1 protein-coding gene (cut by a window edge) is annotated in these 20,587 nt (G+C 75.1%); it reads right to left on the bottom strand.

Features of this window, described 5'->3' with window-relative positions; all coding sequences use genetic code 11:
- Positions 1-203 precede the first annotated feature (203 nt).
- Positions 204-20,587, bottom strand: partial view of a type I polyketide synthase gene (locus ACIBZJ_RS41880; RefSeq protein WP_395939184.1) — the 3' portion only. It continues 15,403 nt past the right edge of the window; only the last 20,384 of its 35,787 coding nucleotides appear in the window; its start codon lies beyond the right edge, outside the window — the gene reads right to left on this strand; its stop codon occupies positions 204-206.

Here is a 20,587-nt window from a genome sequence, read left to right as displayed (position 1 = left end):
CGGTCGCCTTGTCGGGTTGAGTCACGCGTCGCTCCCCACCTGCGTCGAGGCCGCACCGGCGCGAGCACCCGGCCGCCGGGCCGAAGCACTCGCGCCGTCACGACTGCAGCCGCGCTCCAAGTTAGGCGTGGACCGCTGCGCGTTTCCCTAGCTTCCGGGGCCGCCGTCAGCGCTCCGGCCCCCCATCAGCTGCGGGGCCACCGTCAGTTCTGGGCGGGGCCGATCTCGCGATCGATGAACTCGAACAGTTCCTCCGTGCTGGCCGCGTCGAGCAGGCCGGACACGTCGTCCCCGGCTCCGGCGGCCGGGGCCTGGCCAAGCAACGCCAGCAACTGCTGCATCCGGGTCGCGATGCCGTTGCGGGCCAGCTCGTCCAGGCCGTTCTTGGCCAGGGAGGCCTCGATCCGGTCGAGGTCGTCCAGGATGGACGGCTCCGGAGTGAGCGCGACCTCCGGATCGAGCTCGACGCCGAGGAAGCCGGCCAGCGCGGTGGGTGTGGGGTAGTCGAACACCAGCGTCGCCGGCAGCCGCAGGCCGAGGGTCTCGGTCAGCCGGTTGCGTAGCGCGACCGCGGTGAGCGAATCGAAACCGAGCTCGCGGAACTCGCTCACCGGGTCGATCGCGTCGGCCGAGCGGTGACCGAGTACCACCGCGGACTCGCGACGGACCAGGTCGAGCAGCTCGGCCTCCCGCTCCCCCGGCTCCAGGGCCCGGAGCCGCTGACGCAGTGCCTCGCTCTGGACGGCATCCCCGGCCGCGGTCCGCCTGGTCCGCACCAGCGACCGCAGCAGCGGCGGAACGACGCTGTGCGCGCGCAGGAGCGTCAGGTCCAGCTGGACCGGCACCAGCGCGGTCGCGTCGGCACGCAGCGCCGCGTCGAACAGCGCGAGGCCCGCCGGCGGCTCGATCGGCGGCAGACCGGCACGGGCCATCCGCTGCAGGTCGGCCCCGGTCAGGGCGCCGGTCATGCCGGCTCCGCCCGACCACGGACCCCAGGCCAGCGACCGTCCGGGCAGCCCGGCGGTGCGGCGGTAGTCGGCCAGGCCGTCGAGGAACGCGTTCGCCGCGGCGTAGTTGCCCTGCCCGGCGGAGCCCAGCGTGCCGGACGCCGAGGAGAACAGCACCAGCGGCTGCTCCCCCAGCAACTCGTGCAGGTGCCAGGCCGCGTCGACCTTGGGCCGGAGCACGGCGTCCAGCCGCTCCGGGGTGAGCGACGAGATCATGCCGTCGTCCAGCACGCCGGCGGCGTGCACGACCGCGTCCACCGGGCGGGTCGCGAGCAGGGCGGCGACCGCGGCCCGGTCGGCCAGGTCACAAGCCACGATCTCGACGGTGGCACCACGCTCGCGGAGTTCGTCGCGCAGCTCCGCGGCACCGGCGGCGTCCGGGCCGCGCCGGCTGGCCAGCACCAGGTTCGAGACGCCCCGGGCCGACACGAGGTGCCTGGCCAGCAGCGCGCCCAGGCCGCCGGTGCCCCCGGTGATCAGCACCGAGGCGTCCGCTCCGAAGCCCGGAAGGTCCGTGTCCGAGACCGACGCCCGCACCAGGCGCGGTACGAACAACTGCCCGGCCCGCACCGCCACCTGCGGCTCCGCCGAGGCGACGGCCGCACCGACCGCGTCGGTGAGGTCGGTCGCGTCGCTCGGGCCGGTCACGTCGTCCAGATCGACCAGCACGATCCGGCCCGGGTGCTCGGCCTGTGCCGCCCGCACCAGGCCCCACACCGCTGCCGCACCCACGTCCGCGAGGGCTTCGGACTCGGTCACGGCGACCGCGCCCCGGCTGACCACGGCCAGCCGGGAACCGTCGAACCGCTCGTCGGCCAGCCAGTCCTGCATCAGCCGCAGCACCCGGCCGGTCCGTTCGTGCACGTCGGAGATCTGGTCGGGGCCGGTGGGCGCGACCCGTACGCAGAGGACGTCGGGCACCTCGCCCACGTCGGCCGGCGAGCCGGTCAGCTCGACGATGCCGGGCTGCCGGTCGGCGGCCGGCGTGTCCACCGGCGTCCAGGCGACCTGGTAGAGCGCATCGGGGCCGGTGGGGGTGCCGGCCGCGACGACCGGTTCCCGGAGGCCCACGGCGGCGGTGAGCACCGGCTCACCGGCCGGGTCGTACGCGACCAGCGCGATCGTGTCCGGCCCGGCCGGGGCGAGCCGCACCCGCAGCGCGGTGGCACCGGCCGCGTGCAGCGTCACGTCCCGCCAGGAGCCGGCCACCCGGCCGGAGAGAGCGAGCGTGGCGTCGAGCAACGCCGGGTGCAGGCCGTAGCGGGCGGCGTCGAGCACCTCCGGGGGCAGCGCGACCTCGGCGTACAGCGTGTCGCCGTCGCGCCAGGCGGCCCGCGCGCCGGCCACGTCGGCCGCGACGGCCCCGGTCGGCGGCCAGGTCGGCAGCGGCACGGCCGCCACCCGTCGGTCCCCGGTGGCCTCCGAGTCCAGAATTCCGTGCGCGTGCCGGGTCCAGGGCTGGTCGTCGGCGGTCCGGGCGTAGATGCCGCAGTGGTAGCTGCCCGCCTCCGGCCCGGCGCCGATCCGGACGTGGACCGCGAGCGGCTCCCGGCCGAGCGGGGAGAGATCGTGCTCCACGGTCAGCTCACGCACCCGATCGCAGCCGGCCTCGTCACCCGCGCGGAAGGCCAGCTCCAGTAACGCGCCACCGGGCGACACGGCGTCGAGTGGTCCCGAGCCGGCCAGCCACGGATGGGTGGCCGCCGAGAGCCGGCCGGTCAGCACGATGTCGGCCGCACCACCCGCGTCCGCCTCGTCCGGTACCGCCGAGCCGGCCAGCCGCAGGACGGCACCGAGCATCGGGTGCCCGGCCGCGGTCTGCCCGAGTTGCCGGACGTCTCCGGAGCCGGTGGCGGCCGGCCAGTACCGCTGGTGCTGGAAGGCGTAGGTCGGCAGGTCGAGCCGCTCCGCCGTCGGCAGCACCGCGGCCCAGTCGACCCCGACGCCCGCCACGTCCAGCCGGGCCACCGCCTCCCTCATCGCGTCCGGATCCGGCCGCGAGGCCCGTAGCGTCGGTACGCCGTCGACCAGCGCGGAGAGCACCGCGTCTGGGCCGATCTCCAGCCGGACCGCCCCGGGCAGCGCCTCGGCGATCTCGGCGAACCGCACCGGCCGGCGCACCTGCTGCACCCAATACTCCGGATCGGTCGCCACGCCGCCGGCGATCACCAGCGGCACGGTGGGTTCGCGGTACGTCAGCGTCGAGGCCACCGCACGGAAGCCGGCCAGCATCGGGTCCATCAGCGGCGAGTGGAACGCGTGCGACACCGTGAGCCGCCGCGACCGGACGTCCAGCGCGGCCACGACCTCGTCCACCGCCGCGGTCACCCCGGAGAGCACCACGGAGTCCGGGCCGTTGACCGCGGCGATCACCACCTCGTTCTCCCGGCCGGCCAGCAACGGCTCGACCCGCGCTTCGGAGGCCTGCACCGCCACCATCGCGCCCCCGGCCGGGAGCGCGTCCATCAGCCGGGCCCTGGCCGCGACCAGCGCGCACGCGTCTTCCAGCGACCAGACTCCGGCCACGTAGGCCGCCGCCAGCTCGCCGATCGAGTGCCCGGCCACCACGTCCGGGTGCACCCCCCAGGAGGCGAGCAGCCGGACCAGCGCGGCCTCGACCGCGAACAACAGGGGCTGCGCCCAGCCGGTCCGGTCGATCAGGTCCGGGTCGGCGAGGACGTCGCGGCACGGCCGGTCCAGGTGCCGGTCCAGCTCGGCACAGATCTCGTCGAACGCGGTGGCGAACACCGGGTAGCGGTCGTGGAGCGCGAGCCCCATGCCCACCCGTTGCGCGCCCTGACCGGTGAACAGCATCGCGACCTTCGGTGCGGCGGCGGCCGCTCCTACCGCTCCGGTGATCACCCGTCCGTCGGCCTGGCCGTCGGCGAGCGCGGTCAGCCGGTCCACGAGTTCGTCGGGCGACGAGGCCAGCACGACCGCGCGGTGCTCGAAACGGGCGCGGGTGAGTGCGGCGCTCCGGGCCAGCGCGGGCAGCGGCGCGGACGACGCCCGGTCGCGGAGCCGGGCGGCCTGCGCCGCCAGGGCCTCGCGGGAGCGCCCGGACACCAGTACCGGCAGCACCGCCGGCTCGGCCGCCGGCACGGCCGGCGCCTGCACGGACGGCGCTTCGGCCGGCGGCTCCTCCAGGATGACGTGCGCGTTGGTGCCGGAGATCCCGAACGCCGACACCGCTGCGCGCCGTGGCCGCCCGGCCTCCGGCCACGGCCGGTTCCCGGTGAGCAGCTCGATCGCGCCCGCGCTCCAGTCCACGTGCGACGACGGCTCGTCCGCGTGCAGGGTGCGCGGTGCCACGCCGTGCCGGATGGCCTCGACCATCTTGATGATGCCGGCGACGCCCGCGGCGGCCTGGGTGTGGCCGAGGTTGGACTTCACCGAGCCGAGGAGCAACGGCCGCTCGCGTTCCCGGCCGTAGCCGGCGAGCAGCGCCTGGGCCTCGATCGGGTCGCCGAGGGCCGTGCCGGTTCCGTGGCCTTCCACGACGTCGACGTCGGTGTAGGAGAGCCCGGCGTTGGCCAGCGCCTGGCCGATCACCCGCTGTTGGGACGGCCCGTTCGGCGCGGTCAGACCGTTCGACGCGCCGTCCTGGTTGACCGCCGACCCGCGCACGACGGCCAGCACGCGGTGCCCGCGCCGCGCGGCGTCCGACCCGCGTTCGAGTACCAGCATTCCGACGCCCTCGGACCAGCCGGTGCCGTCGGCGCCGTCCCCGTAGGCTTTGCAGCGCCCGTCGGCCGACAGGCCGCCCTGGGCGTCGAACTCCGCGAACGCGATCGGATCCGACAGCACCGTGACACCGCCGGCGAGCGCCAGGTCGCAATCTCCGCCCCGCAGCGCCTGGGCGGCGAGGTGGACCGTGACCAGCGAGGACGAGCACGCGGTGTCGACCGTGACCGCGGGACCTTCCAGGCCGAAGACGTACGAGATGCGTCCGGACGCGACGCTGGAGAGCTGGCCGGTCATCGCGTGTCCGGCCGACTCCGGCGGGGGCGTGTAGCCGGAACCGGCGGCGCCGACGAACACCCCCGTGCTGCTGCCGCGCATCGCGCGCGGATCGAGGCCGGCGCGCTCGAACACCTCCCACGCGGTCTCCAGCAGCAGCCGCTGCTGCGGGTCCATCGCGATCGCCTCGCGCGGCGAGATGCCGAAGAACCCCGCGTCGAAGTCCGCGGCGGCGGCCAGGAACCCGCCCCGCACGGTCTTTCCGGCGGGGAGCTGCCAGCCGCGGTCGAGCGGCATGTCGCCGATCGTGTCGACGCCGTCGACGACGATCCGCCAGAGGTCCTCCGGCGAGGCGACCCCGCCCGGGTAACGACAGGCCATTCCGACGACGACGATCGGGTCGTCCGTGGCCGGGAGCGCCACCGTCGGCAACCCGGTCGCGGCGGCTTCGCCGAGCACCACCTCGACCAGGTGCTGTGCGAGCCGCTCCGGTGTCGGGTAGTCGAAGACGAGCGTCGCGGTCAGCTCCAGACCGGTCACCGACGCCAGAGCGCCGCGCAGCTCGACGGCGGTGAGCGAGTCGAAGCCGAAGTCGCTGAAGGCCCGGTCCGCGGGAATGGCCTCCGGGTCGGTCAGCCGCAGCACCGCGGCGATGTGCGTCCGGACCAGGTCCAGCACGGCCGCGTTGCGCTCCGCGGCCGGCAGCGCGAGCAGACGCTCCCGCAACTCGTTCGCGTCGGCGCGTTCCGCCCGGGCGGCCTCCAGGGCCCGCCGTACGCCCGGCAGGTCCCCGAACAGCGCGGAGGGGCGCATCGCGGTGAACGGGGGGACGAACCGGTCCCAGTCCATGTTCGAGACGACGACGCATCCGTCGTCCTGCGCCACGGCCTGCTCCAGCGCGACGATCGCCACCTGGGGGTCCATCCGCAGCACCCCACGGCGACCCAGGTATTCCGCCGCGCCGTCGGCCGCCGCGAGGCCGTCCCCGCCCCACGCGCCCCACGCCACCGACGTCGCGGCCAGCCCGCGGGCACGGCGCCGCTGGGCCAGCCCGTCCACGTAGGCGTTGGCCGCGCCGTAGACCGCCTGGGCGCCGCTGCCCCAGGTGCCGGCGATCGACGAGAACAGCACGAAGAAGTCCAGCTCCTGCTCGCCGAGCAGCGCGTCCAGGTGGGCCGCGCCGACGGCCTTGGCCGCCAGCACCTCGGCGACCTGCTCCGGCGTGGTGGCCTGGAGCAGGGCGGACTGGCCCAGCCCGGCGGTGTGCACGACTCCGGTCAGCGGGTACGCGGCCAGCAGCCCGGCCACCGCGTCGCGGTCGGCGACGTCACAGGCCACGATCTCCACGGCGACGCCGAGCGCGGTCAACTCGGTACGGAGCTCGGCCGCGCCGGGGGCATCGGGGCCGCGCCGGCTGGTCAGGATCAGGCGCTCCGCCCCGCACTCGGCCAGCCACTTGGCCACTCGGGCACCCAGCGCGCCGGTGCCGCCGGTGACCAGGACGGTTCCCCGTGCCCGCCAGTCCCGCTCGGGGCCACGGAGCGGCGCCGGGGCCAACCGGCGGCCGAACGCCCCGCTGGTCCGCAACGCGACCTGGTCTTCGCCGGTTCCGCCGGCCAGCACTCCCGCCAGCCGCTCCGCGGTACGGGCATCCACGACGCCGGGCAGGTCGATCAGGCCGCCCCAGGCCAGCGGGTGTTCGAGCGCCGCGGCCCGGCCCGCACCCCACACCGCCGCCTGACCCGGATCCACCGGGGGGTCCGCGCGCCCCACGGACACCGCGGCGCGGCTCAGTGACCACACCGGCGCCGAGACGTCGGCGTCGGCCAGGGCCTGGAGCAGCGCGATCGTGGCGCCGACTCCGGCGGCGGACGAACCGTCCGCGCAGAACCCGAGCAGGGACAGGACACCGTCGGCGGGGACGCCGCGCAGCCGGTCGGTGAGCGACGCCCGATCGACCTGCTCGACGTCGATACGGTCCACCGGCAGCCGCTCGCACAGTTCGGCCGTCCAGGCGTCCGCGCGCAGCGCCGCGGGCACCAGCAGCACCCAGCGGCCGGTCAGCGTCCGGCCGGGAATCGGGAACTGCTGCCAGGTCACCTGGTAACGCCAGGACGCCGCCGCCGACTGCTCCCGCCGGCCCTGCCGCCACGACGTCAGGGCCGGGAGCACGGCCTCGATGGCGTCGGGTGCCACCGCGAACCGATCGGCCAGCGACTCGACGTCGGACTGGGCCAGGACCGACCAGAACTCCGCGTCCACCGGGTCGCTGCCGGACGCCGCCGGGGCCGGCCGCGACCGCTCGGGCCAGAACCGCTCGTGCTGGAACGCATAGGTCGGCAGCTCGATCCGGTGCCCCGCCGGCAGCAGGCGCGGCCACTCGACGTCCACACCGTCGACGTGCAACCGGCCGATCGCCTCCAGCAGCGTGGACGGCTCCTCCCGGTCCCGCCGCAGCGTCGGAACGGTTCCGTCGGCGAGCGGAGCGAGCGCCGCGTCCGGGCCGACCTCCAGCAGGATCGTGGCGCCGGCCGCGCGCAGGCCGAGCACCGCCTGCGCGTACCGCACCGGCTCGCGCACCTGCGCCACCCAGTACTCCGGATCCCGGACCTGCTCGTCGGTGAGCAGATCGCCGGTCACCGTGGAGACGATCGGCACCGCGGCCGGGGCGTACGACAATTCCTCGGCGACCGCGCGGAACTCGTCCAGCATCGGCTCGATCAGCGGCGAGTGGAACGCGTGCGACACGCTCAACCGGCGCGCGCGGACGCCCAGCGCCGCCACGATCTCGTCCACCGCCGCGGCGACGCCGGAGAGCACCACCGAGTCGGGTCCGTTCACCGCGGCGAGCGCCACCTCCCGCTCCCGCCCGGCCAGCAGCGGCAGCACCTCCGCCTCGGTGGCCCGGACCGCCACCATCGCCCCGCCGGAGGGAAGCGCCTGCATCAAGCGGCCGCGCGCGGCCACCAGCGCGCACGCGTCGGCCAGCGACCACACCCCGGCCACGTAGGCGGCGGCCAGCTCTCCGATCGAATGCCCGGCCACCAGCGCGGGCTCGACGCCCCACGATCCCAGCAGCCGCCACAGCGCCACCTCGATCGCGAACAACAGCGGCTGCGCGTTGCCGGTCCGGTCGATCGCCGCCGGGTCCGACCAGGCCGAGCGGATCGAGTCGTCGTCGAGCTCGTCCAGCACCTCGTCGAACGCCGTCGCGAACACCGGGTACCGCGCGTACAGCTCGCGGCCCATCCCGGCCCGCTGGGCACCCTGCCCGCTGAACACCATCGCCAGCATCGGCCGATGGGCCGCGGTACCCACCACCACGCCCGCGGCCGGCACGCCCGCGGCCAGCGCGGTCAGCCGCGCGGCGAGCTCGGCCGGGTCGGCGGCGAGCACCACCGCGCGGTGCTCGAACACCGACCGCGCCGACGCCGAGACCGCCACGTCGGCCGGAGAAGCGTCGGTGACCCGCCCGGCCAGCCGGGCAGCCTGCCCGGCCAGCGCGGCCCGGGACCGCGCCGAGAGCACGACCGGCACCGGGTCGCCCGCCGTGGACGCGCCGCCGGCCAGGCCCGCCGGGGCGGCCGAAGCAGTCGCGGCGACGGGGGCAGGCGGTCCTTCCTCGAGGATCACGTGCGCGTTCGTCCCGGAGATCCCGAACGACGAGATCCCGGCCCGGCGGGGACGCCCGTCGGCCTCCCACGGCCGGTTCTCGGTGAGCAGTTCGACCGCGCCCGCGGCCCAGTCCACGTGGGACGTGGGTGCGTCCACGTGCAGGGTCCGGGGCAGCACGCCGTGCCGCATCGCCAGGATCATCTTCAGGACACCGGCCACCCCGGCCGCCGCCTGGGTGTGTCCGAGGTTGGACTTGATCGAACCGAGCTGCAGCGGCCGCTCCCGGTCCCGCCCGTACGTCGCCAGCAGCGCCTGCGCCTCGATCGGGTCGCCGAGCGTCGTCCCGGTGCCGTGTGCCTCGACCGCGTCGACGTCGGCCGGCGACAGTCCGGAGACGGCCAGCGCCTGCCGGATCACCCGCCGCTGCGACGGACCGTTCGGGGCGGTCAGCCCGTTGGAGGCACCGTCCTGGTTCACCGCCGAGCCGCGCACGACCGCCAGGATCCGGTGGCCTCGGCGCTCGGCGTCCGAACGGCGCTCCACGACCAGCATGCCGATGCCCTCGGACCAGGCGGTGCCGTCCGCGCCGTCCGCGAAGGACTTGCACCGCCCGTCGGACGCGAGCCCGCCCTGCAGGCTGAAGCCGACGAACGACAGCGGCGTCGTCATGACCGTCACGCCGCCCACCAGGGCGAGGTCGCACTCGCCCGCGGCCAGCGCCTGCCCGGCCAGGTGCAGCGCGACCAGCGACGACGAGCAGGCGGTGTCGACCGTGACCGCCGGGCCCTCCAGCCCGAGGGTGTACGAGAGCCGGCCCGACAGGACGCTGGCCGAGAGGCCGGTCAGCGCGTGGCCCTCCACGTCGGTGCCGCGGTCCAGCAGCAGGCTCAGGTAGTCCTGCCCGTTGGTGCCGACGTAGACGCCGGTGTGGCTGCCGCGCAGCGTCTCCGGCCGGAGACCGGCGTCCTCCAGCGCCTCCCACGAGCTTTCCAGCAGCAACCGCTGCTGGGGGTCCATCGCGATCGCCTCGCGCGGGGAGATCCGGAAGAAGTCCGCGTCGAAGCCGGCCGCGTCGTCCAGGAAGCCGCCCTGGCCGGTCGCCAGCTCCGGCGCCCGGCCACCGCCGAGGCCCTCGAGATCCCAGCCCCGGTCCGACGGGAAGCCGTCGATCGCGTCCACGCCGTCGGCGAGCAACTGCCACAGCTCGTCCGGCGAACGCACCCCGCCCGGGAACCGGCAGGACATTCCGACGATCACGACCGGGTCGTCGCCGACCGGCGCGAGGGCGGTGCGGACGGGCAGGTCGAGGCCACCGCCGAGCGCCTCGGCCAGCAGATGTTCCGCGAGCTGCGCCGGGGTGGGGTAGTCGAACACGAGGGTGGCGGGCAACCGCAGCCCGGTGGTCTCGGCGATCCGGTTGCGCAGTTCCAGCGCGGTCACCGAGTCGAACCCGAGCTCGCGGAACGGCAGATTCGGGTCGACGTCCCCGGCCGAGGTATGGCCCAGGACCACGGCGACCTGGGCCCGGACCAGATCGAGGACGAACGGCAGACGCGCCGTCGCGTCCAGCGCCGCCAGCGTCCGCGCCAGGCCGTCCGCCGCGGCCGCGGGAGCACCCGCCGCCCGGCGCCGGGTGCGCACCAGCCCGCGCAGCAATGGCGGGAGCGCGCCGGCGGAGGCCAGCACCGCGGGGTCGAAGCGCACCGGGACGACGCCGGCCACGCCGCCCGCCAGCGCGGCGTCGAACAGTGCGGTGCCCTGGTCGCTGGAGAGCGGCAGCACTCCGGAGCGGGCCATCCGCCGGGTGTCGGTGTCGCTCAATCCGCCGGTCAGTGCGGTCTGCTCGGCCCAGAGTCCCCAGGCCAGCGCGAGGCCGGGCAGTCCGGCGGCTCGGCGGTGCGCGGCGAGGCCGTCCAGGAACGCGTTCGCCGCCGCGTAGTTGCCCTGCCCGGGTGCGCCGAGGGTTCCCGCCAGCGACGAGAACACGACGAACGCGGTCAGCGGCCGCGCCGCGGTCAGCTCGTGCAGGTTCCAGGCGCCGTCCACCTTGGGCCGCAGCACGGCGTCCAGCCGCTCCGGCGTCAAGGAGTCGATCACACCGTCGTCGAGGACCCCGGCGCTGTGCACCACGGCGTCCACCGGGTGTTCGGTCAGCAGCGCCGCGAGCGCGTCACGGTCGGCGACGTCGCAGGCGACGACCTCGGCCTCGGCGCCGCGCGCGGCCAGTTCGGTCCGCAGTTCGGTGGCACCGGGGGCAGCGAGCCCCTGGCGGCTGACCAGCAGCAGGCGCCGGACGCCGTGCGCCGTCACCAGGTGGCGGGCGAACACCGCGCCCAGGCCGCCGGTGCCTCCGGTGATCAGCACGGTGCCGTGGAACTCGACCGGCCCCGGCGACGTGGCGGGCAACCGGGTGAGCCGCGGCACCCACAGCGCCTCGTCCCGGATCGCGACCGACGGTTCGCCCGAGTGGACGGCGGCACCCAGCAGCGCCTCGTCGAGCGCGTCCGGACCGGCCGGATCCAGGTCGACCAGGACGACCTGGCCCGGGCGTTCCGACTGCGCGGTGCGCACCAGGCCCCAGGCCGCCGCCGACGCGAGGTCGGTCGGCGCCGCGCCGTCGACGCCGACCGCGCCGCGCGTGACGACCACCATCCGGTCGGTGTCGCCGAGCCGCTGCAGCGCGCCCAGCACCGTGGTCGTGACGGACCGCACCCGCTCGGGCAGGTCGCCGTCGCCGGAATCGTCGCAGCGCAGCACCGTCACCCCGTCGTCCGGCGGTCCGTCGGTGGTGGCGGTCAACGGCGTCCAGACGACGTGGGTCAGCCCGTCGACGCCGCTGCGGTGAGTGGTGCTCAGGTCGTCGGCGGTCGGTGCGCGCAGTTCGAGCGCGCCGGCGGACAGTACCGGCGTCCCGGCCGGGTCGAAGACCGCCAGCGAGACCGTGTCCGCGCCGGTCGGGGTCAGGCGCAGACGCACGGCGGTGGCGCCGATCGCGTGCAGTTGCACGTCCGCCCAGCGGGCCGGGACCAGCAGGCCGGGCCAGCCGATGAGCGGCAGCGCCGCCACCGCGGTGTCCACGACGGCCGGGTCGAGCCCGAACGCCGTCGTCTCGGCGTTCATCTGCAGGTGCACGGCACCGGACGGGTCGCGCCAGGCCGCCGCGGTGACGTCGATCAGGTCGATCAGGTGGGCCAGGTCGGCCGGATCGAGCCGGGTCGAACCCGCCGGGGGCCAGGTGGGCTGAGCCTCGGGGCTCGACTCCCTGGTGCCGGCCGCGGCGAGCCGGCCGCCGCCGTGCCGGATCCACGGCCGGTCGGACCGCTCGGACCGGGCGTGCAGGTCGAACGTCCGGCTGCCGGCCGGGTCCGCCGCCCCGACGACGACCTGCACCAGGACCGTGGTGTCGGCCGCGAAGCTCAGCGGCGTGTCCAGAGTGAAGTCATCGATCCCGTCGCAGCCGGCCTCGTCGCCGGTGCGCAGAGCCAGATCGAGGAGCACCGCGGCGGGCACCGACACCACGCCGGCGATCTCGTACGCGGCCAGCCACGGGTGCGTCCGCAACCCGAGCCGGCCGCTGAGCACCAGACCGTCGCCGCTGGCCAGTTCCACCGCGGTGTCGAGCACCGGATGGCCGAGCGTGCTGCGGGTCGTGGCCCCACCGAGCCGGCCGTCCGGCCAGTAGCGTTCGTGCTGGAACGCATACGTCGGCAAATCCACCCGCCGACCGGCCGGAACCCACTCCAACTCCACCCCACGCACAAACAACTCCGCCGCGCTGGTCAACACCCGCAACCACGAGTCCTCACCCCGGCGCACCGAACCCACCACCACACCCTCAGCAACCAAATCACTAACCGGACCCGTCAACACCGGATGCGGACTGCACTCCACAAAAACATCGAACCCCTCACCCGCGAGGGCCTGCACCGCCTCCGCGAACCGCACCGGACGACGCAAATTCTCGAACCAGTACCCGGCGTCCAGCTCCGCGCCGGTCAGCCACCGGCTCTCGACGCAGGACCACATCCGGGTCGACACCGGGGCCGGCTCCAGATCGGCCAGCGCGGCACGCAGCTCCGCCTCGAGGACATCGACGTGCGCCGAGTGCGACGCGTAATCCACCGCGATCCGCCGAGCCCGCACACCCTCATCTGTCCACCGAGCAACCAGACCGTCCAGCGCCTCCGGATCACCCGACAGCACGATCGACCGCGGACCGTTCACCGCCGCCACCCACACACCCACCGGCAGAACCGGCTCCACCTCATCCAGCGCAAGCGCCACCGACGCCATCGCCCCCGAACCCGCCAACCGCGACGCGATCAACCTCGACCGCACCGCCACCACCCGCGCACCCTGCTCCAAACTCAACGCACCCGCAACCACCGCCGCCGCGATCTCACCCTGCGAATGACCCACCACCGCACCCGCACGCACACCCAGCGAATCCCACACCGCCGCCAACGACACCATCACCGCGAACGACACCGGCTGCACCACATCAACGCGCCCCAGCAACACCTCGTCGCCCAGCGCCTCAAACAGATCCCACTCCACAAACGGCGCCAACGCCACCGCACACTCCGCCAACCGCGCCGCGAACACCGGCGACTCCGCCACCAACCGCAACCCCATACCCGCCCACTGCGCCCCCTGACCCGGGAACACCCACACCAACCCACCCCGGGGACGCGCCACCCCACGCACCACATTCCCCGCCACATCCAACGACCCCAAACCCGCCAGCAAACCCGCCCCATCACCCGCCAGCACCACCGCACGATGCTCAAACACCGCCCGCGTCACCACCGACGAAAACGCCACATCCCGCAGAGCAGGCCCGCTCACCTCGATCAACGACGCCAGCCGCGCCGCCTGCGCAGCCAGCGCCACCGCCGACTTCGCCGACACAACCACCGGAACCACCCCACCCCCGACCGGCCCGACCCCGACCCCGACCGGCCCGACCCCGACCGGCCCGACCCCGGCCAGCCCGGAACCGGCCAGCCCGGAACCGGCCAGCCCGGAACCGGACGACTCCGCCACCGCCGGCTCCGGCACCTCCGGACCCTGCTCCAGGATCACGTGCGCGTTCGTCCCGGAAATCCCGAACGACGACACCGCCGCCCGACGCGGCCGGCCCGGACCGGCCTCCCACGGCTGCGCCGACGTCAACAGCTCGACCGCACCCGCGGACCAGTCCACCTGACTGCTCGGCGCGTCCACGTGCAGCGTCGGGGGCAGTACGCCGTGGCGCATGGCCTCGATCATCTTGATCACGCCGGCCACACCGGCGGCGGCCTGCGTGTGGCCGATGTTCGACTTGACCGAGCCGAGCCGCAGCGGCGTCTCCCGGTCCCGGCCGTAGGTGGCCAGGAGCGCCTGCGCCTCGATCGGGTCACCCAGCCGGGTGCCCGTGCCGTGCGCCTCCACCGCGTCCACCTCGGTGCTCTTCAGGCCGGCCGAGGCCAGCGCCTGCCGGATCACCCGCTGCTGCGACGGGCCGTTGGGCGCAGTCAGGCCGTTGGAGGCCCCGTCCTGATTCACCGCCGAGCCACGGACGACGGCCAGGACCTGGTGACCGTGGCGCCGGGCGTCCGAGAGCCGCTCGACCACGAGCATGCCGACGCCCTCCGACCAGCCGGTGCCGTCGGCCGCGTCGGAGAACGACTTGCACCGCCCGTCGGCGGCCAGGCCACCCTGGATCGAGAAGCCGAGGAACGTGTTCGGCGTGGCCATGACGGTCGCACCGCCGGCCAGCGCCAGGTCGCACTCCCCCGAGTGCAGCGCCTGCGCGGCGAGATGAAGCGTGACCAGCGACGACGAACAGGCGGTGTCGACGGTGAGCGCCGGGCCTTCGAACCCGAACGTGTACGACAGCCGGCCGGAGGCGACGCTGCCGGAGGTGCCGGTGCTCAGGAACGCCATCGACTCGTCGGGGAACCGGACACCGGTGCCGTAGTCGTGGTACATCAGGCCGGCGAAGACGCCGGTACGGCTTCCCCGCAGCCCGGTGGGGTTGATCCCGGCGCGCTCCAGCGCCTCCCAGGAGGTCTCCAGCAGGAGTCGCTGCTGCGGATCCATCGCGATCGCCTCGCGTGGCGAGACTCCGAAGAACGCCGCGTCGAAGTTCCCCGCGTCGTGCAGGAACCCGCCGACGTGCGCGTAGTCCGCCAGCTCGGGTGGGACCTGTCCCAGGTCCCAGCCGCGGTCGGTGGGGAACGGGGTGATGCCGTCCCGGCCGGCCAGGACGAGTTCCCAGAGATCCTCCGGTGAGTCGACGCCTCCCGGGTAACGGCAGGCCATGCCGATGATGACCACCGGGTCGTCGTCCGTGGAGCGCAGGGCCGGGAGCCGGTTCGCGGGCTCGTCGGCGGGCGGGCCGACGAGTTCGGCGTCGAGGAACTCGGCGACCGCACGGGGGGTCGGATAGTCGAAGACGAGCGTCGCCGGCAGCCGGAGACCGGTCGTGGCCGAGAGCGCGTTGCGCAACTCGACCGCCGTGAGCGACTCGACGCCCAGCTCGGCGAAGGTCGTGGTCGCGGGGATCGCACCGGCGCCGACGTGTCCCAGCACGGCCGCGGCATGACCGCGGACCAGCTCGAGCAGGGCCGGCCCGCGCTGCTCCGCGGGCATCGCGGCCAGGCGCAGGGCGGCGTCACCGGCCGCCACGCCGTTCGCGCTGCGCCGCACCGATCCAGGTACCAGTCCGTGCAGCAACGGCGGGAGGTGCCGGGCGTGGCGCCGCAGCGTCGCCAGGTCAACCCGGACCGGAACGACCAGCGGTTCGTCGGCGCGGGCCAGCGCAGCGTCGAACAGCGCGAGCCCCTCCTCGGCGGTGACCGGCGGGAGCCCCGCCCGGGCCAGCCGGTCGAAGTCCGCGGACGCCGAGAGCGCGGTGCGCGTCTGCCACGCACCCCAGGCCAGCGAGGTGCCGGGCAGGCCGAGGAACTGCCGGTGGGCGGCCAGCGCGTCGAGGAAAGCGTTCGCCGCCGCGTAGTTGCCCTGCCCGGCCGCCCCGCCGATGCCGGCGAACGAGGAGTACAGGACGAGCGGCACCGCGCCCGCCAATTCGTGGAGGTACCAGGCTGCGTCCACTTTGGGCCGCAGCACCGCCTCGAGGCGCTCCGGGGTCAGCGCGGTGACGACACCGTCGTCCAGGACGCCTGCGGTGTGGATCACGGCCGACAGTGGAGGCTCGACCGTGGCCAGCAGGTCAGCGACCGCGTGCCGATCGGTCAGGTCGCACGCCACCAGCGCGACCCGTGCGCCCAGGCCGGTCAGCTCGCCGACGAGTGCGCGGGCGCCGGGCGCGTCCTCGCCGCGCCGGCTGGTCAGTACCAGGTCGCGGGCGCCGTGCACGGACACCAGATGCCGGGCCAGCAGCGAGCCCAGGCCGCCGGTTGCGCCGGTGATCAGGATCGTGCCCTCGAGCAGGCCGGCCGGCTCGTCCGCGGGCGCCAACCGGGCGAGCACGGGGGTACGTGCCTGCCCGGCCCGCACGGCGAGCTGTGGCTGCTCGCCGTTCACGAGGGCGGGCAGGGCGTCCGCGGAGGCCGGGTCGTCGTCGAGGTCGATCAGCAGGAACCGGCCCGGGTGCTCGGACTGCGCCGAGCGCAGCAGTCCCCAGACCGTGGCGGCGGCGGGATCCGTCACCGGCTCGATCGCACCGCGGGTCACCACCGCCAAACGGTCCCCTTCGCCGCGGCTCTCCCGAGCGCCGCGGTCCAGCCCGTCGCCGCGGTCCAGCCCGTCGCCGCGGTCCAGCCCGTCGCCGCGGTCCAGCCCGTCGTCGGCCAGGAAGGCCTGCACGGTCGCCAGTGCCCACGCGGCCGCCCGGTGGGCCGAGCCCACCGGATCGCCCGGATCTCCTCCGGGGGCCTCGACGAGCCGGGTCGCCGGGGCGGCGGGCCGGTCGGCGGCGTCGACCGGCTGCTCCAGCGGCTGCCAGCGGACCGCGAAGAGCGAACGCCGGGCCATCGAGGTCACGGTGCCGGTGGCCTCGGAGGTCACCGGGCGTAGCCGCAGGCCGCCGATCGACGCGACCGGTTCACCGGCCCCGTCGGCCAGGTCGAGCACGATCTCACCGGCTCCGGTCGGATCGACGCCGAGCCGGCGCAACCGCACCCGCAGCGCGACGGCCCGCGCCGTGTGCAGCGACACGCCGCGCCAGACGAACGGCAAACCCCCCGCGGGCTCGTCGAACGGCGCTCCGGTCGGCAGGGCTCCGGTGGGCAGGGCTGCCGCGTGCAGGGCCGCGTCGAGCAACGCCGGGTGCAGTCCGAACCGTGCGGCGTCCGAGCGCTCGTCGGCGGCGAGCGCGACCTCCGCGTAGACCGTGCCGTCCGGCGCCGACCAGGCCGCCCGCAGACCCTGGAACGCCGGGCCGTAATCCAGCCCGGCGGCCCGCAGACCGTCGTAGACCCCGGTGAGGTCGATCGGCGTGGTGGCCTCCGGCGGCCAGGACCGCGGCGCGAAGTCCGCCTCGACGGCACCCGGACCGACCGTGCCGGCCGCGTGCAGCACCCACGGGTCCTCCGAACCGTCCGGCCGGGCGTAGATCTCCACCGCGCGGCTCCCGGCGGTGTCGGCACCACCCAGGACGACCTGCAGTTGGACGCCACCGGACTCCGGCAGCGGCAGCGGCTCCGGCAGGGTCAGCTCCTCGACCCGGGCCGCACCGACCTGGTCACCGGCGCGGACGGCCAGTTCGAGCAGCGCCGCCCCGGGCACCAGCGGCACCCCTCCGACCCGGTGCCCGGACAGCCACGGCTGCGCGCGCAGCGCCAGCCGGCCGGTGAACACCACGCCGCCGCCGGCCAGCTCGACCGCCGCGCCCAGCAGCGGGTGGTCCGCCGAACGCAGCCCCACGGCGGTGAGGTCACCGGGCGCGCCCGCCCTGGGCCAGTACCGGTCGTGGGCGAAGGCGTAGGTGGGCAGGTCCAGCGCGGGCGCGCGGGTACCGAACACCGCGGTCCAGTCGACGCGCGCGCCCCGGACGAAAGCAGTGGCCAGCACCCGCAGCGGCTCGTCGGTCACGGCGGTGATCGACACGTCGGACGGCAGGATCTGCGCCGCCGCGGCACTGAGCGACCGATCGGGTCCCACTTCGACGAAGACGTCGACGCCGAGCGCGGCGACCGCGTCGGCGAACCGCACCGGTTCACGAACCTGCCGGACCCAGTACTCGGTGTCCGTCCACTGCGCGGTCCCGGCCGGCCCGGTGAGCACCGGCTCGGCGAACTCCACCGACTCCACGACCCGGCGGAAGTCGGCCAGCATCGGATCCATCAACGGTGAATGGAACGCGTGCGAGACGCGCAGCCGCCGCGTGCGCACCTCCAGGCCGGCGGCGACGTCCCGGACCGCGGCCTCGGTCCCGGACAGCACCACGGCGTTCGGGGCGTTGACCGCGGCGAGGGCGATCTCGTCCTCGCGGCCGGCGAGCAGCGGCAGCACCGCGGACTCGGGAGCTGCCACCGCGAGCATCGCTCCACCGGCCGGCAGCGCCTGCATCAGCCGCGCCCGCGCCTCGACGATCCGGCAGGCGTCGGGCAACGACCAGAGACCGGCCACGTGAGCCGCCGCCAGCTCGCCGATCGAGTGTCCGATCAGGACGTCGGGCCGGACGCCCCACGACTCGAGCAGCCGGTAGTGCGCGACCTCGACCGCGAACAGCAACGGCTGCGCCCACCGGGTCCGATCGATCAGCTCCGGATCCGACCAGGCTTCCCGGGCCCCTTCGAAGTGCGTCAGCACCGCGTCGAACGCGGCGGCGAACACCGGATAGCGGTCGTAGGAGTCCTGGCCCATGCCCACGCGCTGCGCGCCCTGGCCGGCGAACGCGATCGCCACCCGGCCCCGCGACACCGCGCCGCGCACGGCCTCGCCCAGCCGGGACACGCCGGTATCCCCCCGCAGCGCGGCGGTCTCCCCCAACGGCGCGGCGGTCTCCCCCGACGGCGCGGCGGCGTCACCCGGTCCCCGCACCACCTCCGGGCCGGCGAACAGCACCGCCCGGAACGGGAGAGCGGCCCGGGAGAGCGCCAGTTGCGCGCCGACGTCGGATGCCGGTGCGGCGGACTGCTCCCACCAGCCGGTCAGACGGTCCACCTGGGCGGCCAGCGCCCGCTCCGACCTCGCGGAGACCACCAGCGGCACGGGCCCGGCCGGAGCCGGCACCGCGACCGGGGCCGGCGCCGGTCCTTCCTCCAGAATCACGTGCGCGTTCGTGCCGGAGATCCCGAACGACGAGACGGCGCCGCGGCGCGGCCGGCCCTCGACCTCCCAGGCGCGGTTCGACGTCAGCAGTTCGACCGCTCCGAGGTCCCACTCCACTTCGGCGGAGGCCGCCTCGGCGTGCAACGTCCGGGGCGCGACGCCGTGCCGCATCGCCAGCACCATCTTGATGACCCCGGCGACGCCCGCCGCGGCCTGGGTGTGCCCGAGGTTCGACTTGACCGACCCCAGCAGTAGCGGCGTGTCGCGCTCCTGGCCGTAGGTAGCCAGCAGCGCCTGCGCCTCGATCGGGTCGCCGAGCCGGGTTCCGGTGCCGTGCCCTTCGACGACGTCGACGTCGGTGGGCGCCAGCCCGGCCGACGCGAGCGCCTGCCGGATCACCCGCTGCTGCGCCGGGCCGTTCGGGGCGGTCAAGCCGTTGGACGCACCGTCGGAGTTGACCGCGGACCCGCGGATCACGGCCAGGACCCGGTGTCCGTTGCGGATCGCGTCGGACTGCCGCTCGACGACCAGCATGCCGACGCCCTCGGACCAGCCAGTGCCGTCGGCACCGTCCCCGAACGACCGGCAGCGCCCGTCGGACGACAGCCCGCCCTGCAGCGCGAATCCGATGAACGTACCCGGGGTCGACATCACGGTCACCCCGCCGGCCAGCGCCAGATCGCACTCGTCCGAACGCAGCGCCTGGGCCGCGAGGTGCAGGCTGACCAGCGACGACGAACACGCCGTGTCGACAGTCACCGCAGGCCCCTCCAGCCCGAACAGGTACGCCACCCGGCCGGTCGCGACGCTGGCGGACGTCCCGGTGCCCAGGAAGCCCACGGACTCGTCAGGGAACTGCGCGCTGGTGCCGTAGTCGTGGTACATCAGCCCGGCGAAGACACCCGTCCGGCTGCCGCGCAAGCCGGTCGGATCGATCCCGGCCCGCTCCAACGCCTCCCACGACGTCTCCAGTAACAACCGCTGCTGCGGATCCATCGCCAGCGCCTCACGCGGCGAGAGCCCGAAGAACGCCGCGTCGAACTCCCCGGCCGCCGGGAGGAACCCGCCCACCAGCGGTCGGTCCAGCCGGGCGACGTGGGGGTCGAGCTCCCAGCCGCGATCCGCCGGTGCCGGTGCGATGCCTTCCCGGCCCGCGGTGACCAGTTCCCAGAGGTCCTCCGGTGACTCGACGCCGCCCGGGTAACGGCAGGCCATGCCGACGACGACGATCGGATCGTCCGTGGTCGCTCGTCGGCCCGGGGCCGCACGGCGTGGCGTCGCGTCGGTTCCGCTCAACTCGCCGGCCAGGTGGGCCGCGAGAGCGGCCGGGGTCGGGTAGTCGAACGCCACTGTGGACGAGAGCCGCAGGCCGGTGCCGGCCGCGACGCGGTTGCGCAGCTCGACGGCCGTGAGCGACTCGAGGCCGAGCTCGGCGAACGAGCGGAGCGTGTCGACGGCCTCCGGGCCCGCGTGTCCGAGTACTGCCGCGGTGGACGCCCGGACCAGGTCGAGCACGGCCTCGGCACGCTGCTCCGCGGGCAGCGACGCGAGCCGGCCGGCGGTGTCGGCGGCGCTCCCGTCCAGGGCGGTGCGCCGGGACGGTGGGGGCACCAGGCGGTGCAGCAGCGACGGCAGGTACCGGGCGTGGCGTCGCAGGATCCCCAGATCGAGCCGGAGGGGAACCACGAGCGGCTCGGCCGTGTGCGTCCCGGCCGCGTCGAACAGCGCGAGGCCCTGCTCCGTGGTGAGGGGCGGGAGCCCGATCCGCGCCATCCGATCGAAGT

It is taken from the genome of Cryptosporangium sp. NPDC051539 (assembly GCF_044454545.1).
Classification (GTDB): Bacteria; Actinomycetota; Actinomycetes; order Mycobacteriales; family Cryptosporangiaceae; genus Cryptosporangium.
Note: the sequence above shows the minus strand (reverse complement) of the source record. Positions and strands in the feature narration are given on the sequence as shown.